Consider the following 23324-nt stretch of genomic DNA (forward strand, 5'->3'; position numbering starts at 1 on the left):
ACGACCGCCGCGCCACTCCCCCGCACCGTGCACCTCCCCGCCGGCCGGACCGCTGCCGCCGATAGTAGGACTGCTACATCGACAGCACCAGTGCTGCTACCTCGTGCACCACCGGACACGGCAGCGCCCCCGCGCACGGGTGCGCGGGGGCGCTGCGGGGACGTCGGGTGGTCCAGCGGGTCGTCAGCGGAAGATGTCGGTGGTCCGCGCCTCCCGGATGATCTGGCGCGCGTCGAAGGAGGTCAGGAAGCCCTGGCGCTCCAGGCGCTGCGCGCTGCGCGTCACGGCCCGCACGTACTCCGGGCTCCGCCCGTCCCTCACCTCGTACAGCCGCTCGAGCCGGGCCTGGCGGAACGGCACCTCGTAGCCGGCGATGAAGCAGAACGACGCGCCGGTGGCGGTGCCGTACCAGGTGCTCGTCGGCACCTCGAGGTACGGCGAGCGGATGCCGCCCCGGACGTTGCCGAAGCGGTCGAGCACCGGCTCGCCGTACCGGACGACGATCGGGTCGGCGTGCGGCGGCGGCACGTCGGCGCGCACCCAGCGGTCCAGGTTGCGCAGCGCCGCGTTGAAGAAGATGTCGCTGGGGAAGCGGCTGCGCGGGCCCTGGTCGCAGGACTGCGGCGGCACGGCGCGGTCCGCCTGCACGATGTCCTCGGCGCGGGCGGAGTAGTAGAGCTCGTCGGGGGTGGCGTGCCCCGCGCCGGCCATCTCGTAGTGCCGGAACCGGTCCCCCGGGGTGTCGCTGTCGGGGCGGCGCGAGCCGATGCCGCGCAGGTAGTCCGACTGCGACATCATCTGGATCACCGGCACCCCGACGCCGTAGAGGCTGCGGCGCGGGTCGCCGACCGGCGGTGCCGGCTCGCACTGGTTCATCGGGTACGCCCCGGCGAAGCCGCCGCCCGCGACCCCGACGAGGTACGCGTCGTACGTCGGCCGGCCCTGCGCCTGCACGACGAGCGGGTGGATGGCCTTCATGTAGTTGACGAGGTAGCCGCCGGTCTGGGAGTAGCCCAGGCCGTACGCCTTCGTCACCTTGGTGTGGCGGGTGCCGTAGCGCAGCGGGTTGGACCGGGCGTCGCTGCGCAGCCAGTTGCCGACCTGCGTGTAGATGTCCCAGACGAGGCCGTTCTCCGTGGTGCGCGAGCTGTCCGCGGCCACGGTCTCGCAGTTCGCCGGGTCGTCGAGCGGCAGCGGGTTGGCGAAGGACAGGTCGCCGTACCGCTCGGGGTCGAAGGTCTTCAGCGCGTCGACGGCGATGGGCTTGGCGGTGATGCCCACCCAGGTGTCGCCGTTGGCGATCATCTGCTCGTGGGCCAGGGCCCAGCCGATGTTGAGGTCGAAGAGGTTCGACGGGTTGAGCATCTCGACGACGACGTTGCCGCTGAACGCCGCGCCCTTCGCCGGCCGGCGCACGAGGACGCGCGTGGTGTACGGGGCGTCCTCGGTGCGGACTACCGCGGGCGCGTCGGCGGGCCACGAGTAGACGTCGGACTCACCGCTCGCGAGGTACTCCTCCTCGACGTAGCCGACGTCGGCGAGGTCCTGCGGGACCTCCTGGAAGGCCGCGCCGCCGAAGGGGTGCGAGTCCCGGGTCGTCGCGAGGGGGCCGGTCACCGTCGCGGCCTCGCCGCGCACCGGGGCCGCGGCCCGTGCGGGCGGCGCCGTCGCCGGGGCCAGGGCCGCGGCCAGCGCGGCCGCCAGGCCCGCTGCCAGCACCGCGTCGCGGGCACCGCGGAGTCTGCTGCTGATCACGTTCGCTCCTCGTCGTCGAGGGGGCTGCCGCGGCGTCGTCGCCGTCCGGCAGCCCGGGGGTGTGACAGCGAGGAGTCTCGGGTGCTGCACGGTGGGCGACAAGGGCGAGCGGTCGACGATGCCGAACACCCGGGAGCGCCCCGACGCGCAGGACCGGTCGCGGGGTCGCGCGGCGGCTGCCGCAGCGTCAGGACCGCCGCCGCGACCCGACGGCCGGGGCGACGGTGGCGCGGGTGACGGCGAGGTCCACCACGTCCGCGGCGACGACCGGCAGCGGGCGGGCGAGCGCGCGGCTCAGCCGGGTGAGCACGAGCAGGGCCTCGCCGGGGGTGGCGCCCGTCCGCTGGACGAGCACACCGGCCGCGACCCGGACGACGTCGTGGTCGCCGAGCACCGCGGGGAGGCGGGCCAGGACGGGTGCGGCCGGGCCGGCGTGGGCCGCGTCGGCGCTCGCCTGCGCGACGAGCAGCAGCAGGGCGTCCAGCGTGCTGCCGTCGAGGGCGCCCGGCCACGGGCTGTGGACGTTGAGCGCCCCGAGGTCCTCGTCGCCGGCCCGCACGCGCACGGGCAGGCACCCGCCGAGCCCCAGCTCCGCGGCTCCGGCGCGGAACCCCGGCCACCGCTCCTCGGCGTCGACGTCGTACACCGCCACCACCGGCTCCCCGCGCAGGGCGTCGAGGCACGGCCCCTCGCCGAGGCGCTGCTGCAGCCGGTCGACCTCGGCGGCGAGGACGCCCGTGGCGGCGACGCTGCGCAGCGCCCCCGAGCCGTCGGCGCGGGAGGAGCTGGCCTGCTGGACGCCCGGGACGACCGCCACCGCGGCGGCGACCAGCTGCTCGATCCCACCGGGCTCGCCCAGCGCCGCACCGTCCGGGGCGTCAGGGGCCTCGCGTCCCGCGTCCAGCAGCACCGCCAGGTCGCCCGGGTGCCCGTCGTGGTGCCCGTCCCCGCCGGGGCCCCACCCCCCGAGGCCGGTCCCCGCCGTGCTCGTGCCCAGCGCACCGCGACTGTCCATGGTGTCCCCGCTCCCGCCTGCGCCCCGTGCCGGCCCCGGTGCTCGAGCCGTCGGGTCGTCGGCTGCACTGTCCTGCCGTCGGCGGCGTCGAACACGGCGCCGGGTACGGCGACGGGGCACGGCGACGGGGCACGGTGCGGCGGCACCGCGAGGACCGCGGGCAGCGGTGCGCCGGCGCGCGGAGGAGCGGGGGTGGGGCGGGTGGGGCTCGAACCCACGACCCAGGGATTATGAGTCCCCTGCTCTGACCGGCTGAGCTACCGCCCCCCGAGGGGCGGGCCCACCGCCGGGAGGGGGTGGCTCCCGCGACTGGACTCGAACCAGTAACCGTCCGATTAACAGTCGGATGCTCTGCCGATTGAGCTACGCGGGACCGAACGGCCCGGAGGCCCTCGTTCAGCGCCAGACCCTACCTCATCGGCGTCCGTGCCCCGGCACGGCCCGTGGGGTTCACCCCGGGCGGCCCGGGGGTAGATCGGCTGGCAGCGCGCCGAGACCTGCGCGACCAACCACCTACCAGGGGAGACACCATGCGCACGAAGGCCGCCTTCCTCACCGGTGCCGCGGTGGGCTACGTCCTCGGGGCCCGGGCCGGGCGCGAGCGCTACGACCAGATCGCGCGCACCGCCCGGCGCTACTGGGAGGACCCGCGGGTGCAGGAGAAGGTCGGCGACGTCCAGGAGCAGGTGACGCAGACCGCCGGCGACCTGCAGGGCAAGCTGACCCAGACCGCCCAGGACCTCGCGTCCACCGCCAAGGACAAGGCCTCCTCCGCCGGCAGCGGCGGGGGCACCGGCGGGGGGACCGACGAGGTGACCCTCACGACGTACGACAGCGCCACGGGGACGATGGAGACCACCACCATCGAGGTCCCCGACGCGCAGGCGGGCAGCAACGGCCGGCCCTGACCGGCCCCGCCACCAGCACACCACCCCGCGAAGGAGAACGGTGACCGACCCCAGCTTCGAGGACCGCCCGATCGAGCAGGGCTTCCCCGAGGTCGTCGACGACGACTCGCCCGAGCGCGACCGCTACCCCGAGCCCGAGGAGGGCTCCCTGCCGGGCAGCTACGGCTACCTCGGCTCGGACAGCAAGGGCACGACGGTCCAGGAGGAGCTCGAGGGCGAGACGCTCGACGAGCGCCTGGCCGCGGAGGAGCCCGAGCCGTACGTCGACCCGCTCGGCTCCGGCGAGGACGACCGGGTCGTCGAGGGCGGCACCGGTCCCGGCGGGGGCGACCCGGTGGGCCAGCTCGTCGCTCCCGACGGGGACGCCGAGTTCGACACGGAGAAGGACGAGGTCGCCTACGAGGAGGGCTCGCCGGGCGGCGGCTCCCCCGAGGAGCAGGCCATGCACCTGGAGCCCGAGGAGGGCTGAGCGGTGCCGCGCCTCCGGCGTTCGGACAGCCAGGGCCCCGGCCTGCGCCGCGTGCGGCGCGGCCGGGGCTTCTCCTACGTGACCGCGGACGGCGAGCCGGCGTCCCCGGAGGACGTGCAGCGCGCCCGCGACCTCGTCATCCCGCCGGCCTGGCAGGACGTCTGGATCTGCCCCTGGCCCAACGGCCACATCCAGGCCGTCGGCACCGACGCCGCCGGCCGGCGCCAGTACCGCTACCACGACGCCTGGCGGGTCCAGCGCGACCAGGCCAAGCACGACCGCGTGCTGCAGGTCGCGCGCCGGCTCCCGGCCGCGCGCCAGGTCGTCGCCGGGCACCTCGCGCAGCAGGGGTACGGCCGCGAGCGCGTCCTCGCATGCGCCTTCCGCCTGCTCGACCTCGGCTTCTTCCGGATCGGCAGCGAGGAGTACGCGGAGGACAACGGCACCTTCGGCCTGGCCACCATCCGCCGGGAGCACGTCAGCGTGCACGGCGACACGGTGGTCTTCGAGTACCTCGCCAAGCACGGCAAGGAGCGCCTGCAGTCGGTCGTGGACCCCGAGGTGCGCACCGTCGTCCGCGGGCTGCAGCGCCGCCGGGACGACAAGCCCGAGCTCCTCGCGTACAAGGTCGGCCGGGAGTGGCGCGACGTGCGCAGCACGGAGGTCAACGAGTACGTCCGCTCGGTCGTCGGTGGCGAGGTGAGCGCGAAGGACTTCCGGACCTGGCACGCCACGGTGCTCACCGCCGTCGGCCTGGCCGTGTCGACCCTCGCGCCGCAGTCGCCGACCGCGCGCAAGCGCGCGGTGACCCGGGTCGTCAAGGAGGTCTCGGACTACCTCGGCAACACCCCGACCGTCGCGCGCAGCTCCTACATCGACCCGCGGGTCATCGACCTGTTCAACGACGGCATCACGATCATGCCGGCGCTGGAGTCCCTCGGCGAGGACGTCGTCTACGGCTCGCCGGCCACCCACGGCGCCGTGGAGAGCGCTGTCCTGGACCTGCTGGGCCTGCCGCCGGAGCAGGCGCCCGCCGAGCACGTGAGCCGCGACCCCGACGCGCTCGAGGCGCTCGCGACGGCCTAGAGCATCGCGGCGCGCAGGCGCCGCTGCTCGAGGTCCACCGCCGCGCGGACCCGCGGGTCCGCGGGGTCCACCCCGGGGTCGGCCACCTCCTGCCACAGCAGCCCGTCGCGCCCGGGCACCCGGCGGGCCACCACGCGCACGCCCCGGCGGCCGAGGACCGGCACGTGCCGGGTGAGCACGATGCTGGACTGCACGCGCTCGCGCACCGTCTCCGGCAGCAGCCCGGGCTCGCCGAGCACGACCTCGCGCGCTCCGCGCACCGACTCCACCGCCAGCGCGCCGCGCTCGTCGTCCCAGGTGGCGGCGAGCACCTCGTGCCACGGCAGCCGGTCCCAGCCCGGCCCGGCGGCGAGCAGCAGGGCGCGCTGGGTGGCCCACGCCCCGGGGACCCCGGCCAGCACCCGCTCCCCCGCCTCGAGCGGCAGGTCGCGGGGCGGGCGGGGGCGCCGGCGCGGGGTCAGCGCGACGGGCAGGGAGGGCAGGCGCACCCCGCGAGCGTACGGCGCGCGCCGGCGGCCGGAGCCGCCCGGGCCGTCGCACGCCGAGAGGGGCGCCGCCCGAAGGCGACGCCCCTCCCGTGGTCCTGCTCAGCGCCGGGTCGTGCTCAGCGCTGCCGTGCGGTCGGGCTCAGCGGCGGTCTCAGCCGTTGCTGGGCTCGAGGACGACCTCGGCGGTGCCGGAGCGGGCCGGCAGGCCGTCCTCCGGGGTGTCCGTGTAGGTCGCCTGGAAGACGCCGCGGAGGTTGCTCGCACCGGCGTGGCCGGTCTCCAGCGGGGTCTGGATGGTGCCCGAGCAGCCGCGGGCGGCCGTCAGCGGGTGACCGTGGTCGTCGTGGCCCAGGACGTAGGACACGATGACGTTGTTGCAGTCGACCGGCTGGTCGTCGGTCACCTGGACCTCGAAGCGGACCGCGTCGCCGAAGGCGAAGGTGTCACCGGTCTGCGGGGTGACGAAGGTGACGACCGGGGCCTCGTTGCCGACGATGACCCGGACCGAGGCGGACGCCCGGCGGCCGGTCTCGTCGATGACGGTCAGGGTCGCGTCGTACGCGCCGTTCTCCTCGTAGGTGAACGTCGGGTTCTGGCGGTACGAGTCGACCTTGCCGTCCGCGTCGAAGTCCCAGCGGTAGCGCAGGCTGTCGCCGTCGGCGTCCGTCGTGCCCTCGCTGGAGAACGTGACGGTCAGCGGCGTCTGGCCCTCGACGACGTCGGCCGCGACCTTGGGCTCCGGCGTGCGGTTGCCGCGGGTGTAGTCGATGCGGGCCAGCTGGGCCTCCGGCAGCTCGGCGAAGTAGCCGGTGCCGTACTCCAGGACGTAGAGCGCGCCGTCGGGGCCGAACTCCATGTCCATCGGGCCGTCGACGACGACGTCCGGCGCGACGCGCTCGAGGCTCGCCACCTCGCCACCGGGACCCGTGGTGACCGCCTGGACGAAGTCACGGGTCCACTCGTAGAAGAGCGGCTTGCCGTCGTAGTACGCCGGCCACTTGATCGCGGACTTCGAGGCGTGCTTGAAGTCGTACGCCGGGCCGGCCATCGGGCCGATGCCGCCGGTGCCGAGCTCCGGGAACTGCCGCGACGCGCCGTAGGAGTAGATGATCTCCGAGTGCGCCACCGGCGGCAGGACCTCGAGGCCGGTGTTGTACGGCGAGTCGTTGACGACGGCCTTGCAGTTGAAGTAGTCGCCCGGGGTCTCCGTCGCGAAGTCGTAGTCCCGGTAGGGGATGTCCGGCTGCACGCAGAACGGCCAGCCGTAGTTGGCGGGCTCGTCGATGACCATCCAGCGGCCGTGGCCCGCGGGGCCGCGGTCGTCGCTCGGCTGGTTGGCGTCCGGCGAGTAGTCCGCCATGTAGACCGTGTCGGTCTGCGGGTCCACGTCGAAGCGGAACGGGTTGCGCAGGCCCATCGCGTAGATCTCGGGACGGGTCTTCTCCGTCCCCGGGGCGAAGAGGTTGCCCTTGGGGATGGTGTAGCCGCCGCCGGCCTTCGGCTTGATGCGCAGGAGCTTGCCGCGCAGGTCGTTCGTGTTGCCCGAGGTGCGGCGGGCGTCGAACGCCGGGTGGCGGCCCTCGCGGTCGTCGACCGGCACGTAGCCGTCGGACTCGAACGGGTTCGAGTCGTCACCGGTCGACAGGTAGAGGTTGCCCTTGCTGTCGAAGTCGATCTGGCCGCCGACGTGGCAGCAGATGCCGCGGTCGACGGGGACCTCGAGGATCTCCTGCTCGGTGTCGAGCTTGAGCTCGTTGCCGATCAGCTTGAAGCGCGACAGGCGCAGGGCGCCCTTGAACGACTCGTACTGCTCGTCGGTGATCTCGAAGGGCGCGTCGCCCTCGTTGACGTCCGGCGTCAGCGGGTCGTCCTCGGGGGTGTCGCCCTCGAGGGGGGAGTAGTAGAGGTAGACCCACTTGTTCTTCGCGAAGTTGGGGTCGACCGCGACGCCCTGCAGGCCCTCCTCGTCGTGCAGGTAGACCGGCACCTTGGCCGCGAGGGGGTTGAGCCCCGTCTTCGGGTCGTGGATGAAGACCCGGCCGTCGCGGGCGGTGTGCAGCACGCGCCCGTCCGGCGTGACGGCGAGGCTGATCGGCTCGCCGGGACGGTCGTTGAGGGTGACCTTCTGGAAGGCGCTCTGGTCGGGCGCCTGCGCGGCCGCGGGGGCCTTCGAGGGGGCGGCGGTCGCCGTGGTCAGCGGGACGGTGGCCGTGAGGCCGCCGAGCGCCGTGGCGAGCACCGCGAGCGGGAGTGCCCTACGCACGTGGTTCGTCTCCTTCGACGGGGGTGGGGGGTCCTGCAGGGGATCAGAAGCGGACGTTGCGCAGGAAGTCGAAGCCGACCTCAGCGGTGTCCAGGGCGTCCGCGGGCTGGCGCGGCGCGGTGCCGGCGTTGTCGCGCTCCACGATGAACTCCACCGTGCCGCCCTTGCGGGCCTGGGCGAAGATGCGCGGGAAGTCGATGAGGCCCTTGCCCGGGTCCTCGAACAGCCCGTCCACGCCCATGTCCTTGACGTGGAACTGGCGGATGCGCCCGCGGTGGGCGTTGATGATGTCGACCGGGTCGGCCGCGCCCCGCCACGCCCAGTAGAGGTCCAGCTGGAAGTGGACGAGCGTCGGGTCGGTCTCCTGGAACAGGATGTCCATGCCCGTGCGGCCGTCGGACTGGCGCAGGAACTCGTTGTGGTGGTTGTGGTAGCCGAACTGCAGCCGGAAGTTGCGCGCGATCCGGCCGGCCTTGTTGAGGTCCGCCGCGAGGGCCACGTACTTGGCCGCGTCGCGGATCGGGCCGTTCTCGTCGGTGCCGAAGTAGGGGTGGTTCACGTAGGTGGCGCCGAGGACGTTCGCCACGCGCAGCTGCTCGCGCCACGTCGCCGCGTCGAAGGGCTGCGGGATGCCGATGTGGGCCGAGGTGGCCTTGATGCCGTGGTCGTCCAGGGCCTCGCGGAACTCCTCGGGGGTCAGGCCCCCGGGGACGCCGGCCGCCTCGACCTGCTTGTAGCCGTAGCTCGCGAGCGCCGCGAGGGTGCCGTCGACGTCCTGGGACAGGATGTCGCGCAGCGTGTAGAGCTGGATGCTGATGCGCCGCACGGGGATGCGCTGCTCGCCGGCCGCAGCGGCCGCGGGGGCCGCGGTGGCACCGGCGAGCGCGCCCCCGGCACCCACGAGGGCGGCGGTGCCGGCAGCCGCCTTGAGGAAGCCGCGGCGCGAGGCGAGCGCCGCCATCTCCTCGGGGCACGCCTTGTGGACCAGACCGTTGCACATGCTGACTTCTCCTTCGTCCGGGGCCGCGCTGCGCCGGGCGGCGGGCGTCGTGCCGCTGCCGTGAGCGAGGACGGCGCGCACAGTGGTGCTCCGTCCTGCTGAGCCGGGACGTTAACGACTCTTCTCCGCCGTGTGAAGACCCTTTCCCCGACTTTCTCATGACTTGGTACGCGGCACCGCGCGACTTCGTCCCTTCAGTGGCAGAAGACGCCGCAGCCGCCCGGCGCCCCTGCGCGGGGTGCCGGGCGGCTGCTGGTCGGGCTGCGGGCCGGTTGCGGGCCGGCCGCCGGTCTGCGGCGGGGGCGTCAGCTGCTGGTGCTGAAGGCCGCGTCGAAGGCCGCCGACGGCGGGTCGAAGGCGAGCCGGCGCACGAACGCCAGCGCCTCGGGGGCGCCGACGAGGCGGTCCATGCCGGCGTCCTCCCACTCCACCGAGATCGGGCCGTCGTACCCGATCGTGTTGAGCATGCGGAAGCTGTCCTCCCAGGGCACGTCGCCGTGGCCGGTGGACACGAAGTCCCAGCCGCGGCGCGGGTCCGCCCAGGGCAGGTGCGAGCCCATGCGCCCGTTGCGGCCGTTGCCCACGCGGCGCTTGGCGTCCTTGCAGTCCACGTGGTAGATCCGGTCGCGGAAGTCCCACATGAACGAGACCGGGTCGAGGTCCTGCCACACGAAGTGCGACGGGTCCCAGTTGAGGCCGAACGCGGGCCGGTGCCCGATGGCCTCCATGGTGCGCACCGTCGTCCAGTAGTCGTACGCGATCTCGGACGGGTGGACCTCGTGGGCGAAGCGCACCCCCTCGTCGTCGAAGACGTCGAGGATCGGGTTCCAGCGGTCGGCGAAGTCCTGGTAGCCGGCCTCGATCATCGACTCCGGCACCGGCGGGAACATCGCGACGGTCTTCCAGATGCTCGAGCCGGTGAAGCCGACGACGACGTCCACGCCGAGCTTGCGCGCGGCGCGGGCCGTCATCTTCATCTCCTCGGCGGCCCGCTGGCGCACGCCCTCGGCGTCGCCGTCGCCCCAGATGCGCGCCGGGAGGATCTCCTGGTGCCGCTGGTCGATCGGGTCGTCGCAGACCGCCTGGCCCTTGAGGTGGTTCGAGATCGCGAAGACCTTGAGGCCGTTCTTCTCGAGGATGTCGCGGCGGCTCTGGACGTACGCGTCGTCCTCCACCGCCCGCCACACGTCGAGGTGGTCGCCCCAGCAGGCGATCTCGAGGCCGTCGTAGCCCCACTCCCCCGCCAGGCGCGCGACCTCCTCGAAGGGCAGGTCGGCCCACTGGCCGGTGAACAGGGTGATCGGTCGTGCCATGCGCGGGTGCTCCGTCTCTGTGAGGGGTCGGGACGAGAGTGGCAGTGCGGCGCGGGGCCGTCCCCGGGGGGTCAGCCCCCGGCGGGCGCCCCGGCGGGGACGTCGAGCCCGGCGAGGCGCAGCAGCAGGTCGCGCACCTCGGTCGCCTCGTAGCGCCCGCGCGCGGGCCCGGGGTCGCTGCAGAGCAGCACCGGCCCGTCGGCGGGGTCGTCCGGCAGGCGCCCGTGCGAGCCGCGCACCGGTGAGGGGTCGAGCGGCACGACGTTCATCGCGTAGCGCAGCCCGACCTTCTTGCGCACGAGGTTCGCCCCGGCCTTGGCCTTGACGAGCGGGTCCTTCGGGTCCATGAAGAGCTCGGCGGGGTCGTAGCCCGGCTTCTTGTGGATCTCCACCCCGCGCGCGAAGTCGGGCGCGTCGGCGTCGTCCAGCCAGTAGTAGTAGGTGAACCAGGCGTCCGGCTCGGCGACGAGGACGAGCTCGCCCGCGCGCTCGTGGTCCAGGCCGTGCGCCGCCTGCCCCTCGCGGTCGAGCACCTCCGCGACGCCGTCGAGCGGCTCGAGCAGCGCGCGCACCCGCGGCACGTCCTGCGGGTCGGCGACGTAGACGTGCGCCACCTGGTGGTCCGCCACCGCGAAGGCGCGGGAGGTCCACGGGTCGAGCAGCTCGCCGCTGGCGTTGCGGTAGACCTCGAGCAGCCCCTCGCGGCGCAGCACCCGGTTGACGTCGACGGCGCGGCGGGCGGCGGTGATGCCGTACTCGGACAGGACGACGACGGTCGCCCCCAGCCGCCTGGCGTCGGCCAGCAGCGGCGCCAGCACCGCGTCGACCTCGCGCGCCGCGGCGACGGCCTCGGGCCCGTCGGGCCCGCAGCGCTGCAGGTCGTAGTCCAGGTGGGGCACGTAGACGAGCGTGAGGTCCTGCTCGGGCATGACCTTGCGGGCGGCCTCGACGATCCAGCGCGAGGACGCGATGGACGCGGTCGGGCCCCAGTACTGGAACAGCGGGAACTCGCCCAGCTCGCGCACGAGCTCGTCGTGCAGCGCCGCCGGGCGCACGTAGCAGTCCGGCGACTTGCGCCCGTCGGCGTGGTAGACGGGGCGCGGGGTGACCGTGACGTCCGTGGTGGCGCCCATGGCGTACCACCAGCAGACGTTGGCGGCCCGGTAGCCGGGGTGGGCCCGCCGGGCGGTCTCCCAGACCTTCTCGCCCTGCACGAGGCGGTTGTGCTGGCGCCAGAGGAAGACCTCGCCGAGGTCCCGGAAGTACCAGCCGTTGCCCACGACCCCGTGCTGCGCCGGCGTGAGGCCGGTGAGGAAGGTCGACTGCACCGAGCAGGTGACGGCCGGCAGGACGGTGCCGAGCTCGGCCCGGAAACCGCTGTCCGCGACCGCACGCACCGCGGGCATGTGCTCGAGCAGGCGCGGGGTCAGCCCCACGACGTCGAGCACCAGCAGGGGGGTCGGGCGCCCCTCGGTCATGCGTCCTCCTTGTCGACACCGGCGGCGACGAGCTCGTCGCGCACCCAGGCCACCTCGGCGGCGATGCCGCGCACCACGCCGGCGTCGTCGCCCGGGTGCGCGCCCTCCGGCAGCACGCCCCAGGTGTACGTCTCGACCTCCACGTGGTCGGTGAGGGGGTCCTCGCCGGCCACGACCGCGCGCAGCGTGGCCGAGAGCTCGGGGGCCGTGGAGCGCAGCGGCCCGGCCGGCTCGGCGTGCACCGGCACGTGGAAGTGCACGCGCCAGGCCCGGTCCCCCGGCAGCGCGCCGTCCAGCGCCTCCGGAAGGTCGTCCGTGCCGGGCAGCGGCCCCGTCGCGCCGGGGCGCTCCTCGCGCACCTGGTGCACGAAGCGCTCCTCGGAGAACGCCCCCAGGGCCGCCCGCACCGTCGGGTCGGACGGGTCGTCCGCGTGCAGGGCGGCCGAGGCCTGCAGCTTGACGACGGGCACGCCGGCCGCGCGCACCTGCGCGACGACGTCGTCGGGGCGCTCGAAGCCGACCGCGAGGTGGCAGGCGTCCAGGCTCAGCCCGAGCACGTCGGGAGCCAGGTCGCGCACCAGCCGCACGCCCTGCTCGACCGTCTCCACGGTGCACCCCGGCTCGGGCTCCAGGCCGACCCGGACCTCCCGGCCCGTCGCGCGGCGCACCGCGCGCAGCCCCTCCGCCAGCTCGCGCAGGTGGGCGTCGGCGGCGCGCTGGCGCTCCGGTCCCCACCAGGCCCGCCAGCCGAAGGGCAGCGAGGAGATGCTCCCGCGGGCCGCGTCGTCCGGCAGCAGGGCCGCGAGGACGCGGGCCAGCCGCAGCGTGTGCTCCAGGCGCTCGCGCTGCGCCCAGTCCGGCCGGTAGACCTCGAGCTTGACCCGCTCGGCCTGGAAGCCCCGGTACGGGAAGCCGTTGAGCGTGACCACCTCGAGCCCGCGCCGGCCCAGCTCCCCGCGCAGCCGGGCGACGGCCGCCGGGTCGTCGTCGAGGGCGCGCGCCACGTCGTGGGCGAGCCACAGCCCGAGCCCGAGCACGGGCGAGCCGACGTCGGCGCGCACCGGCTCGCCGAAGCGCGCGAGCTGGCCCAGCACGCCGTCGAGGTCCTCGGCCGGGTGGACGTTGGTGCAGTAGGCCAGGTGCACCGTCGCGCCGGACCGGTGGCGCAGGCGCACGGCTCAGCCCTCCCTGGAGCCGCGCAGCACCGAGCTGCCGAGGAACGTCGCCGACGCGTCGGCCGGACCGGTCTCGTCGAGGACGAGGCGCCCGCTCTGGCCGTAGAACGCGACGGGGTTGCGCCACAGGACCTGGTCGACCGCGTCCTCGTCGTAGCCGGCCGCCAGCATGGCCTCGCCCGTGCGCCGGGTCTTCAGCACGTCGCTGCGGCCCCAGTCCGCCGCCGAGTTGACGAGGACCCGCTCGGTCCCGTGCTCCTGCAGGATCCGCACCATGCGGTGCTCGTCCATCTTGGTGTCGGGGTAGATCGAGAAGCCCATCCACGCCCCCGCGTCGTGCACGAGGCCGACCGTCATCTCGTTGAGGTGGTCGACGACGACGCGCTCCGGCGCGATGCCCGACTCGCGGACGACGTCGAGGGTGCGGCGCGTGCCGGCCGCCTTGTCGCGGTGCGGGGTGTGCACCATGACCGGCAGGTCGTGCTCCAGGGCGAGCTGCAGCTGCGCCTGGAAGGCCTTCTCCTCCGCGTCGGTCATCGAGTCGTAGCCGACCTCACCGACGGCGACGACGCCGTCCTTGGCGAGGTAGCGCGGCAGGACGTCGAGCACCTCCGCGCAGCGCGGGTCGTTGGCCTCCTTGGGGTTCAGCGCGATGGTGCAGTGGTGGCGGATGCCGAACTGCGCCGCGCGGAACGGCTCCCAGCCCACGAGCGAGTCGAAGTAGTCGACGAACGACCCGACGCTGGTCCGGGGCTGGCCGAGCCAGAACGCCGGCTCCACGACCGCGCGCACGCCCGCGGCGTGCATCGCCTCGTAGTCGTCGGTCGTGCGCGACGTCATGTGGATGTGCGGGTCGAAGATGCGCACGTCAGGAGCCCCCCTGGGCCTCGTCGTCCGTGACGGTGGTGGTGGTCGGGGCAGCCGGCCGGCCCTGCAGCGCACGGCGGGCCGCCGCCGCGCGCTCGGGCACCGGCGAGGCCAGCTCGCCGTGGATCGGGGACGCGGCGAGCACGTGCGGGAAGCGGTCCACGACGTCCCACACGTCGGCCGGGACGTCGCGCCCGGCGGCCACCCGCTCGTGCGCGTAGGCCACGAGCATGGTCGCGAGCTGCTCGTCGGAGCGCTCGGCGAGGTCGTGCACCGCGGCGAGCGGCACGCCGACGAAGACGCACTTGAGCACGGCCTGGCGCCAGGCGGAGGCGTCGAGGTGGCGGGCGTACGGCCCGAGGGCGCCGGCCACGAGGCGCACGTCGTTGGTGCGCAGGGCGTCGTGCAGCACCGGGACCAGCCGGTCCCCCACCCCGTCCACGCGGTGCGGCGCGTCGAGGTGCTGCAGGGCGCGCAGCACCCCGCGGCGCTCGGCGGCGTCGCCGTAGCGGTAGAGCGCGCCGACCTCGGTCGCGAGCGCCTCGCCGGAGAGCGGCAGGGCCACGAGCAGGACCAGGCGCGCGGCGTCGTCGACGGTGCCGTGCAGCAGCCCCTGCGGGTCGGACGGGTCGAGCGGGGCCCGCCCGCAGCGGCGCCCGACCGCGGGGAAGAGCGAGCGCACCCGCTCGGGGTGCAGCGCCACGTCGGCGACGGCCTGGCGCAGCCAGGCGGTGGCCTCCGGACCCAGCAGGGCCCACACGTCGGCGACGGTGGCGACCGCGGGGGCTCCGGCAGCGGCGGCGGGGACGACCTCGGGCACGTCGTTCATGTCGCCGCCACCCTACGGACCAGCGCGCGGCCCACGGGCGCGGAGGCGAGCAGGGCCACCGCCGCGGCGTACCGGCCGCTACGGGCCGTGAGCGCCGCTTGCAGCGGGACGAGCGCCTGCAGTCCCGCGCCGACCGCGCGGCGGACGACGGGGCCCGTCGGCTCGCGCAGGGCGGCGCGCTGCGCGGGCAGCGCCGTCGCGGCGTAGGCCGTCGCCAGCGCCGCGGCGGCCGCCCGCGAGCGGGGGCCGCCCCGGGCGGGCCCGGCGGCCGCGGCGAGCGCGACCGCGCCCGTGGTGGCCAGCGCGGCCGCGGGCACGAGCGGGCCGGACGAGCCGTGCACCTCGTCGCGGCTGAGCACGGTCACCCCCACGGTGTGGGCGCCGACCGCCAGGGCGGCCGGCAGGGCGGCGCGGGCGCCGGCGGCGCCGGCACCGAGCAGCACGTCGAGCGTGCGCGCGGCGCCCATCGCCACCGGCCCCGCGGCGGTCGGCTTGAGCAGCAGGTCGTACGCCCACACGGTGCCGGCCAGCGGCACCGCGACGGCGAGCGCGTCGCGCCCGCCGGCCCAGGCGGCGAGCCCGAGCCCGGCGGCGGTGAGCCCGCCGGCGAGGGCGAGCGCCGTGCCGGGGGCCACCCGGCCGGAGGGCAGCGGCCGCTCGGGCCGCTCGGTGGCGTCGAGCTCGCGGTCCGCCCAGTCGTTGAGCGCCATGCCCGCCCAGTAGAGGCAGGCCGACGCCGCCGGCAGGGCGGCCGCGCGCCGCCCGCCCGCCCGGCCCGCCGCGGCCGCCCCGGCGAGCGGGTCGCCGGGGACGGTGAGCGCGGCGGGCAGGCGGACGAGCTCGACCAGGGCGCGCAGGTCGGTCACGGGGAGGGGGTCACCCCTCCACCGGGACCCAGCCGCTGCCCCGGCCCGCGGACTCCTCGACCGCGGCCAGGACGCGCTGCACCTGCAGGCCGTCGGCGAACGACGGCGTGGGGTCCTGCCCCTCGCCGATGGCGCGGACCAGGTCCACGACCTCGTGGCTGAACGAGTGCTCGTAGCCCAGGCCGTGCCCCGCCGGCCACCACGCGCCGACGTACGGGTGCTGGGGCTCGGTGACCAGCACCCGCCGGAACCCGCCGGTGGCGGGGTCCTCGGTGCCGTCGTGGAACTCCAGCTCGTTCATGCGCTCGAAGTCGAAGGCCAGGCTGCCGAGGCTGCCGTTGACCTCGATGCGCAGGGCGTTCTTGCGCCCGGTGGCGAAGCGGGTGGCCTCGTACGTGGCCAGCGCCCCGCCGCCGAAGCGGCCGATGAACACGGCCGCGTCGTCCACGGTGACCTCGCCGCGCTCGGCGCCGCCGCGCCCGGAGAGCCCGTGCGAGCTCTCCGGGAGCGGCCGCTCCTTGACGAAGGTCTCCATGAGCCCGGAGACGCCGGACAGCCGGTCGCCGAGGATGAACTGGGTGGCGTCGACGATGTGCGCGCCGATGTCGCCCAGGGCCCCCGACCCCGCCTTGTCCTTCTGCAGGCGCCACGCCAGCGGCGCCTCCGGGTCGACGAGCCAGTCCTGCAGGTAGACGGCGCGCACGTGGCGCACCTCCCCCAGGCGGCCGTCGGCCACCAGCTGGCGCGCCAGCGCGACCGCCGGGACCCGGCGGTAGTTGAACGCCACCATGCTGCGCACGCCGCGCTCGGCGGCGCGCTCCGCGGCGGCCACCATCTGCTCGGCCTCCGCCACCGTGTTGGCGAGGGGCTTCTCGCACAGGACGTGCTTGCCCGCCTCCAGCGCGGCCACGGCGATCTCGACGTGCGTGTCGCCGGGGGTGCAGATGTCGACGAGGTCGACGTCGTCGCGGTCGACGAGCGCCTTCCAGTCGGTCTCCACCGAGGCCCAGCCCATGCGCTGGGCCGCCTCGGTCGTCCGCTCGCGGCTGCGGCCCGCGAGGGCGACCATCGCCGGCTCCATCGGCAGGTCGAAGAAGCGGCCCGCCGAGCGCCACGCCTGCGAGTGCGCGGCGCCCATGAAGGCGTAGCCGACCATGCCGATGCCCAGCGTCGGCCTCGTGCTCGTCATGCGGTCTCCAGGGATGAGTGCTCCGTCGGACAGGACCCAGCCGTCAGGACCGGAAGCCGAGCGGCAGGTACTCCTCGACGTTGTCGGCCGTGACGGTGCCCGAGGCGACGACGATGGACGACGGGATGGACGGCTCGACCAGGTCGCTCATGCCGCGGCCCTGCGCGACCAGGCGGGCCAGCGAGACCGCGTCGCCCGCCATGGTCGGCGGGTAGGTGACGGTGGCCTTGAGGACGCTGTCCCCGGACTGGATGAGCTCCATGGCGTTGGCCGAGCCGGCGCCGCCGACCATGATGAACTCGTCGCGCCCGGCGTTGTCGATGGCCGCGAGGACGCCGATGCCCTGGTCGTCGTCGTGGTTCCACAGCGCGTCGAGGCGCGGCGCGGCCTGCAGCAGGTTGGCCGTGACCGACTCGCCGGACTCCACCGTGAACTCGGCCGCCTGGCGCGGGCCGACCTGGAAGCCGAACGTCGCGAGGGCCTCGCGGAAGCCGCGGCTGCGGTCCTGGGTCAGCGGCAGCGCGTCGATGCCGGCGATCTCGCCGATGATCGGGTTGCTGACGCCGGCGTCGCGCAGCTGCTGGCCGATGAAGTTGCCGGCCGCGACGCCCATGCCGTAGTTGTCGCCGCCGATGTAGGTGCGGTAGGCCAGCGGCGTCGAGAACACGCGGTCGAGGTTGATGACCGGGATGCCCTGGTCGGTCGCGCGGCGGCCGATCTCGGTGAGGGCGTTGCCGTCGAACGGCAGGATCACGAGCGCGTCGATGCCGCCGTTGAGGAGCGTCTCGACCGCGGCGATCTGCGCGCTGGGGTCGTTCGTGCCCTCGGTCGCCTCGAGGGTGACGTCCTCGAACTGCTCGGCGCGGCTCTCGGCGTTGTCGGTGATCGCGGCCATCCAGCCGTGGTCGGCCGCCGGCGCGGAGAAGCCGATGGTGACGGCGCGGCCGGTCTCGGCGTTGTCGCCGGCCGGGGCGGCGGCCTGGCCCTCGGAGGTGCTCTCGGGCTCGTTGCCGGTGCAGCCCGCCAGGACCGCGCCCGCGCCGATGGCGGCGCCGCCCAGCAGGAAGCGGCGGCGGCCCAGGGCGGCGAGCGCGGGCAGGTCGGTGCGTGCCATGTGGTTCTCCTCGTCGAGTCTCATGTGCTGCGGTGGTGCTGCCGGGCGTGCGCCCGGCGCGTGCGGGGTGGGGTGGTGCGGGTCGTGCCGGGGTGGAGCGGGGGTGGTGCGGGTGGAGCGGGTGGCGCCGCCCTAGGTCGCGCGGCTGCTGCGGGCCAGGCGCGCCTGGAGCAGGACCGCCACGACGATGACCGCGCCGCGGGCGATGGCCTGCGACGAGGACGTCAGGTTGTTGATGACGAAGACGTTGGCCAGCACCGTGAAGATCAGGACGCCGAAGACGGTGCCGACGATCGTGCCGCGCCCGCCGGAGAGCAGGGTGCCGCCGATGACGACCGCCGCGATGGCGTCGAGCTCGTACAGCGTGCCGTGGGTGCTCACGCCGGTCGTCGTGCGCGCGGTGATCATCACCGCGGCGAGGCCGCAGAGCGCGCCGAGCAGGACGTACAGCCACATGGTGTGGCGCTTGACGTCGATGCCGGCGAGGCGCGCCGCCTCCGGGTTGCCGCCGACGGCGATGGTGCGCCGGCCGAAGGTCGTGCGGTTGAGCAGGAACCAGCCCGCGACGGCCACGGCGGCGAACATGATGACGAGGACGGGCACCCCGAGCAGGTCGCCGCGGAAGACGTCGCGGAAGGACTGCACCGTGACGACCTGGCTGCGGTTGTCCGAGATGAGCTCGGCGAGGCCGCGCGCCGAGGCGAGCATCGCCAGGGTCATGATGAACGGCACGATCCCGCCGTACGCGATGAGCACGCCGTTGACGAGACCGACGCCGGCGCCGACGAGCACGGCGCACAGCACCATGACCATGAAGCCGTAGTCCTCGGCGTACTGCTGCGTGGCCAGGGTCGTGCACCACACCGACGCCAGCGCCACGATCGCACCGACCGAGAGGTCGATGCCGCCGCCGGTGATGACGAACGTCATCCCGATGCTGATGACGCCGATGGTGGCGGCGAGCTCGAGGTTGATCCGCAGGTTGCTCGTGCTGAGGAACTGCTCGCCGCCGGTGATCGCACCGATGACGCACAGCAGCAGCAGCGCGACGACGAGGCCGACGTTGCGCCCCGCCCCGCTCGCGGCCCAGCGCGCGGCGACCGAGCCGCTCGCGACGCTGGAGCCCGCGGCGCCCGGCACGTTCTGCGGCACGGGCTGCGCCCCGGGGCTGTCGATCTGCGGCGGGGAGGCCGTCCCCCGCGTCTGCTCGCTCATGCTGCGCTTCCTTCCATGACCAGGTCGAGGACCGTGTGTTCGTCGAGCTCGTCCGCCGGCGCCTCGCGGACCACGCGGCCCTCGCGGACGACGAGGACCCGGTCGGCCAGACCGAGCACCTCGGGCACCTCGCTCGACACGAGGACGACGGCGACGCCGTCGTCGGCGAGCTTGCGGACGAGGTTGTAGATCTCGCTGCGCGCACCCACGTCGACGCCGCGGGTCGGCTCGTCGAGCAGGAGCACGTCGCAGCCCTTGAGCAGCCAGCGGCCCAGGACCACCTTCTGCTGGTTGCCGCCGGAGAGGGTGCGCACCTCGCGGCGCGGGTCCGACGGGCGCACGTCGAGCGAGCGGGTGATCTCCGCGGCCGCCTCGAACTCCTGCTTGCGCTTGAGCCACGAGCCCGTGGCGAAGCGGCGCATCGAGGAGATCGAGACGTTGCGGTAGACCGGCTCGCCCATGAGCAGGCCCTGGCTCTTGCGCTCCTCGGGGGCCAGGCCCATGCCCGCGCCGATGGTCGCGCCGAGCGAGCCGGCGCGCATCGTCTTGCCGCGCACGCTGACCGAGCCGGCGGTGGACTTGCGCGCGCCGTACACCGTCTCGAGGATCTCCGAGCGCCCCGCGCCCACGAGCCCGGCCAGGCCGACGATCTCGCCCGCGCGGACGGAGAACGAGACGTCCTCGAACTCGCCGTCGCGCGCGAGCCCCTCGACCCGCAGCACCTCCGGCGCGTCGGCCGCGAGCGGCTTGCGCGGCGGGAAGACGTACTCGATCGAGCGGCCGGTCATGAGCTTGATGACGTCGGCCGTGGGGGTCGTGCGGGCCGGGAGGTCCTGCGCGACGGTGCGGCCGTCCTTGAGGACGGTGACGCGGTCGCCGATCTCGCGGATCTCCTCGAGCCGGTGCGAGATGTAGACGATCGCGACGCCCTGGGACGTCAGCTCGCGCACCACCCGGAAGAGGTTGGCGACCTCGTCGGCGTCGAGCACGGCGGACGGCTCGTCCATGACGATGAGCCGGGCGTCGTGGCTCAGGGCCCTGGCCATGGAGACGATCTGCTTCTCCGCGGCCGAGAGGTCGCCGACCTCGCGGTGCGGGGACAGGCCGCTGTGGCCCAGGCGCTTCATGAGCGCCCGCGTCTCCTCGGCCGCCTCGGCGCGGCGCATGAAGCCGGCCCGCGACTTCTCGTGGCCCAGGAACACGTTCTCCGCGACGGTGAGGCCGTCGACGAGGTCGAGCTCCTGGTACATCGTCGCGAGGCCGCGGTGGATCGCGTCGAGCGGGCGGGCGAAGGTCACCTCCTCGCCCTGCCAGTGGACGGTGCCGCCGTCGGGCTGGTGCACGCCGGCGAGCACCTTGATGAGCGTGGACTTGCCCGCGCCGTTCTGGCCGAGCAGGCAGTGCACCTCGCCCGGCAGGACGTCGAGGTCGACCCCGTCGAGCGCGCGCACGCCGGGGAAGACCTTGACGATCCCGGTCATGCGCAGGAGGGGGGCGTCGGTCATGCAGTGACCTCCAGGGGGCTGGGCGCTCATGCGCTGAGCACGTGGTCGGAGATGAGCCGGGCGCCGCCGACGATGCCGGCGTCGGCGCCCAGCTCGGACAGCACGATGGGCAGGTTGCCGGTGGCCAGCGGCAGCGAGCGGCGGTAGACGACGCCGCGCACCTCGGCGAGCAGGGCGTGCCCGAGGCCCGCCACGCCGCCGCCGATGACCACCATGCCGGGGTTGAAGAAGCTCACGAGCGAGGCGAGCACGCGCCCGAGGCGCTGGCCCCCCTCGCGGACCAGGTCGACCGCCACGGGGTCGCCGGAGGCGGCGGCCACGGCGACGTCGGCGGCGCTGAGCGCGCCCGCCTCCGCCAGCCGGTCGGCGAGGAGCGAGGACCGGCCGCTGCGGGCGGCCGTCTCGGCGTCGCGGGCGAGCGCGGCGCCGCCGAAGCGGGCCTCGAGGCAGCCGGTGCGCCCGCAGGTGCAGACCGGGCCGTCGTCCTCGACGCTCATGTGCCCGATGTCGCCGGCGCTGCCGCTCATCCCGCGGTAGACCGAGCCCTCGACGACGATGCCGCAGCCGATGCCGGTGCCGACCTTGACGAAGAGGAAGTCGTGGACCGAGCGGGCGGTGCCGGCGTGCAGCTCGCCCAGCGCCATGATGTTGGCGTCGTTGTCGACGAGCACGGGGCACCCGAGCGCCTGGCCGATCGTCTCGCGCACCGGGAAGTGGTCCCAGCCCGGCATGATCGGCGGCACGACCGGGACGCCCTCGCGGAAGCTCACCGGCCCCGGCACGCCGACGCCGACGCCGTGCACGTCGTCGGCCGCCCCCGAGGCGCGCAGCTTGCCGACGAGGTCGAGCACGAGGTCGAGCACGGGCATCGGTCCGCGGCGCACGTCCATCGGCTCGCGCAGGTGCTCGAGCACCTGCAGCCGCCCGTCGGTGACCGCCACGTCCACCGAAGTGGCGCCGATGTCGACGGCGAGGAAGCGCAGGGTCGGCGCGAGCTGGACGATGCTCGAGCGGCGCCCGCCGCGCGACTCGGCCAGGCCGGCGCCGACGACGAGCCCGAGCTCGACGAGGCGGTCGAGCTCGAGCGCGACCTTGGTCTTGGAGAGCGCCACGGCGTCGCCGAGCTCGGCGCGCGAGCGCGGGCCGTCGTCGCGGAGCAGCTTGAGGAGGCGCGCCTGGTGCACGTTCTCCGGTCGCATGGGACGCCGCACCTGTGCCCTCCTCGGCATGGGCGGGGCCTCGCTGCCCGCCCGGGTCACCGGGACACTAGACCGGTACGGCGTCCTTGGGAAGCGTTTCGGCCGAACTTCTCACACTGAGTGGACGAAGTGGCGCGCCTCGGCGTACCGGGAGCGGACCCCGGCGCCCGTCGCCGGGTCCTCCAGGGGGCGCACGACCGCGCCCCGGGGCTCCCAGACGGGCGGCTCGGGGGCGCCGCCCTCCTGCGCGGCGAGCGCCCAGGCGGCCTGGCGGGCGGCGCCCAGGGCGACGTACTCCCCGGGCGGCGGCACGGTCACCGGCGCGCCGAGCACCTGCGGCGCGACCGCCTGGACCGCCGCGGAGCGCGCGGCACCACCGACGAGCAGCACGCGGCGCGGCTGGACGCCCAGCGCCCGCAGCGCCTCGAGGCCGTCGGCGAGGCCGCACAGCATCCCCTCGACGGCGGCGCGCGCGACGTTCGCCGGCTGCATGTTCGCGCGGGTCATGCCGGTGAGGGTGCCCGTGGCGTCGGGCAGCACCGGCGTGCGCTCGCCGTCGAGGTAGGGCAGCAGGACCAGCCCGCCGGCGCCGGGCGGCGCGGCGAGGGCCAGCTCGGAGAGCCCGTCGAGGTCGGTGCCCAGCATCGCCGCGGTCGCGGTGAGGACCCGCGCGGCGTTGAGCGTGCAGACGAGCGGCAGGAAGCGGCCCGTGGCGTCCGCGAAGCCGGCGACGAGCCCGGCGGCGTCGGCGGTGGGGGCGTCGTGCACGGCGCTCACCACCCCGCTCGTGCCGAGGCTCACGACCACGTCGCCGGGCTCCGCGCCCAGGCCGAGGGCGGCGGCCATGTTGTCGCCGGTGCCCGCGCCCACGAGCACCCCGTCGGGCGTGCGGCCCGCGGCCTCGGCCGGGCCCAGGACGCGGGGCAGGGCCGTGCGGCGCCCGAGGGCGCGCTCGAGGAGGTCCTCGCGGTACTCCCCGGTCGCCGGGGACCAGTAGCCGGTGCCCGAGGCGTCGCCGCGGTCGGTCGCCAGCCGCCCGAGGTCGACGCGACCGCCGCCGAGCAGCCGCGCCGTGAGGTGGTCGTGGGGCAGCACGACGGCCTCGACCCGCCGCGCCCGCTCGGGCTCGTGCTCGGCGAGCCAGCGCAGCTTGGTGACGGTGAAGCTCGCGACGGGCACCGACCCGACCGCCGAGGCCCAGGCGCCGGGCCCGCCGAGCTCGTCGACGAGCTCCTCGGCCGCGCCCGCGGAGCGCCCGTCGTTCCACAGCAGCGCGTCGCGCACCACGGCGCCGTCGCCGTCGAGGGCGACCATGCCGTGCTGCTGCCCGCCGACCGCGAGGGCGGAGACCCCCTCGAGGAGGCCACCGCCGGAGGCCTCCTGCAGCGCGGTCCACCAGGCGTCCGGGTGGACCTCGGAGCCGTCGGGGTGCGCCGCCCTCCCCTCGCGGACGACGCGGCCCGTACGGGCCTCGCAGACGACGACCTTGCAGGACTGGGTCGAGCTGTCGACCCCGGCGACGAGCGCATCGGTGGGCACGCGGCGATGATGCCGCAGCCGCTCCGGGCGCGGGAGGGCGGGCGGGGAGCG

General features: G+C 75.0%; 20 protein-coding genes and 2 tRNA genes. 3 read left to right on the forward strand and 19 right to left on the reverse strand.

Annotation, left to right across the window (positions count from 1 at the left end):
* Positions 1 to 183: 183 nt before the first annotated feature.
* From D5H78_RS07155 to D5H78_RS07170, 4 genes are all read right to left on the reverse strand, one after another.
* The gene (locus tag D5H78_RS07155) at positions 184 to 1755 is read right to left on the reverse strand and encodes an alpha/beta hydrolase domain-containing protein (protein ID WP_119949721.1); all 1572 of its coding nucleotides are present in this window, start codon (positions 1753 to 1755) and stop codon (positions 184 to 186) included.
* A gap of 187 nt (positions 1756 to 1942) precedes the next feature.
* Positions 1943 to 2770 carry a GAF and ANTAR domain-containing protein gene (locus D5H78_RS07160; protein ID WP_119949722.1) on the reverse strand — a complete coding sequence of 276 codons (828 nt, stop codon included), beginning with the start codon at positions 2768 to 2770 and terminating at the stop codon, positions 1943 to 1945.
* 193 nt (positions 2771 to 2963) lie between these two features.
* A tRNA-Ile gene (locus D5H78_RS07165) sits at positions 2964 to 3037 on the reverse strand.
* A 30-nt stretch (positions 3038 to 3067) separates the two neighbouring features.
* Positions 3068 to 3143, reverse strand: a tRNA-Asn gene (locus D5H78_RS07170).
* A 157-nt stretch (positions 3144 to 3300) separates the two neighbouring features.
* Between D5H78_RS07170 and D5H78_RS19275 the strand changes: the two genes are divergently transcribed.
* From D5H78_RS19275 to D5H78_RS07185, 3 genes are read left to right on the forward strand one after another with little or no spacing between them, the layout of a single operon-like run.
* Complete coding sequence (locus tag D5H78_RS19275; RefSeq protein ID WP_165865640.1) at positions 3301 to 3678, forward strand: YtxH domain-containing protein; 378 nt, start codon at positions 3301 to 3303, stop codon at positions 3676 to 3678.
* Between the two features lie 40 nt (positions 3679 to 3718).
* Positions 3719 to 4147, forward strand: coding sequence for a DUF5709 domain-containing protein (locus D5H78_RS07180; protein WP_119949723.1), 429 nt, complete (start codon positions 3719 to 3721; stop codon positions 4145 to 4147).
* A 3-nt stretch (positions 4148 to 4150) separates the two neighbouring features.
* Positions 4151 to 5233: a DNA topoisomerase IB gene (locus D5H78_RS07185; RefSeq protein ID WP_165865641.1), complete on the forward strand. Its 1083-nt coding sequence runs from the start codon at positions 4151 to 4153 to the stop codon at positions 5231 to 5233.
* On the opposite strand, the gene D5H78_RS07190 is transcribed toward D5H78_RS07185, so the two are convergent.
* The 15 genes from D5H78_RS07190 to xylB all read right to left on the reverse strand — a co-directional run bounded on the left by D5H78_RS07190 (position 5230) and on the right by xylB (position 23273).
* Positions 5230 to 5721, reverse strand: a complete 492-nt coding sequence (locus D5H78_RS07190) for a hypothetical protein (protein ID WP_218566327.1) — start codon at positions 5719 to 5721, stop codon at positions 5230 to 5232. The genes D5H78_RS07185 and D5H78_RS07190 overlap by 4 nt on opposite strands.
* Before the next feature lie 151 nt (positions 5722 to 5872).
* The gene (locus tag D5H78_RS07195; protein ID WP_119949724.1) at positions 5873 to 7984 is read right to left on the reverse strand and encodes a PQQ-dependent sugar dehydrogenase; all 2112 of its coding nucleotides are present in this window, start codon (positions 7982 to 7984) and stop codon (positions 5873 to 5875) included.
* A 43-nt stretch (positions 7985 to 8027) separates the two neighbouring features.
* The gene (locus D5H78_RS07200; RefSeq protein WP_218566328.1) at positions 8028 to 8984 is read right to left on the reverse strand and encodes a sugar phosphate isomerase/epimerase family protein; all 957 of its coding nucleotides are present in this window, start codon (positions 8982 to 8984) and stop codon (positions 8028 to 8030) included.
* Positions 8985 to 9289: 305 nt separating this feature from the next.
* Complete coding sequence (locus tag D5H78_RS07205) at positions 9290 to 10297, reverse strand: sugar phosphate isomerase/epimerase family protein (RefSeq protein WP_119949726.1); 1008 nt, start codon at positions 10295 to 10297, stop codon at positions 9290 to 9292.
* Between the two features lie 71 nt (positions 10298 to 10368).
* Positions 10369 to 11775, reverse strand: a complete 1407-nt coding sequence (locus tag D5H78_RS07210) for an alkaline phosphatase family protein (protein ID WP_119949727.1) — start codon at positions 11773 to 11775, stop codon at positions 10369 to 10371.
* On the reverse strand, positions 11772 to 12950 hold the full coding sequence (gene eboE, locus D5H78_RS07215; protein WP_119949728.1) for a metabolite traffic protein EboE: 1179 nt from the start codon (positions 12948 to 12950) through the stop codon (positions 11772 to 11774). The genes D5H78_RS07210 and eboE overlap by 4 nt, the downstream gene beginning before the upstream one ends.
* A 3-nt stretch (positions 12951 to 12953) precedes the next feature.
* Positions 12954 to 13817 (reverse strand): TatD family hydrolase, encoded by an 864-nt coding sequence (locus D5H78_RS07220; RefSeq protein ID WP_119949729.1) that lies wholly within the window; start codon positions 13815 to 13817, stop codon positions 12954 to 12956.
* A 1-nt stretch (position 13818) separates the two neighbouring features.
* A complete protein-coding gene (locus tag D5H78_RS07225; RefSeq protein WP_177891153.1) occupies positions 13819 to 14646 on the reverse strand; it encodes an EboA domain-containing protein in 828 nt (275 codons plus the stop codon).
* Positions 14643 to 15503, reverse strand: a complete 861-nt coding sequence (locus D5H78_RS07230; protein ID WP_119949943.1) for an SCO3242 family prenyltransferase — start codon at positions 15501 to 15503, stop codon at positions 14643 to 14645. The genes D5H78_RS07225 and D5H78_RS07230 overlap by 4 nt, the downstream gene beginning before the upstream one ends.
* A gap of 19 nt (positions 15504 to 15522) precedes the next feature.
* Positions 15523 to 16701 carry a Gfo/Idh/MocA family protein gene (locus tag D5H78_RS07235; RefSeq protein ID WP_119949730.1) on the reverse strand — a complete coding sequence of 393 codons (1179 nt, stop codon included), beginning with the start codon at positions 16699 to 16701 and terminating at the stop codon, positions 15523 to 15525.
* A 43-nt stretch (positions 16702 to 16744) separates the two neighbouring features.
* Positions 16745 to 17815, reverse strand: coding sequence for a substrate-binding domain-containing protein (locus D5H78_RS07240; RefSeq protein WP_119949731.1), 1071 nt, complete (start codon positions 17813 to 17815; stop codon positions 16745 to 16747).
* Positions 17816 to 17947: 132 nt separating this feature from the next.
* Positions 17948 to 19030 (reverse strand): ABC transporter permease, encoded by a 1083-nt coding sequence (locus D5H78_RS07245; RefSeq protein ID WP_119949732.1) that lies wholly within the window; start codon positions 19028 to 19030, stop codon positions 17948 to 17950.
* On the reverse strand, positions 19027 to 20535 hold the full coding sequence (locus tag D5H78_RS07250) for a sugar ABC transporter ATP-binding protein (RefSeq protein ID WP_218566330.1): 1509 nt from the start codon (positions 20533 to 20535) through the stop codon (positions 19027 to 19029). Before D5H78_RS07250 ends, D5H78_RS07245 begins: the two co-directional genes overlap by 4 nt.
* A gap of 26 nt (positions 20536 to 20561) precedes the next feature.
* A complete protein-coding gene (locus D5H78_RS07255) occupies positions 20562 to 21734 on the reverse strand; it encodes an ROK family transcriptional regulator (protein ID WP_218566331.1) in 1173 nt (390 codons plus the stop codon).
* Positions 21735 to 21845: 111 nt separating this feature from the next.
* Complete coding sequence (xylB, locus tag D5H78_RS07260) at positions 21846 to 23273, reverse strand: xylulokinase (protein ID WP_119949734.1); 1428 nt, start codon at positions 23271 to 23273, stop codon at positions 21846 to 21848.
* Positions 23274 to 23324: the final 51 nt, after the last annotated feature.

Origin of the sequence: Vallicoccus soli, assembly GCF_003594885.1 — a bacterium.
Classification (GTDB): Bacteria; Actinomycetota; Actinomycetes; order Motilibacterales; family Motilibacteraceae; genus Vallicoccus; species Vallicoccus soli.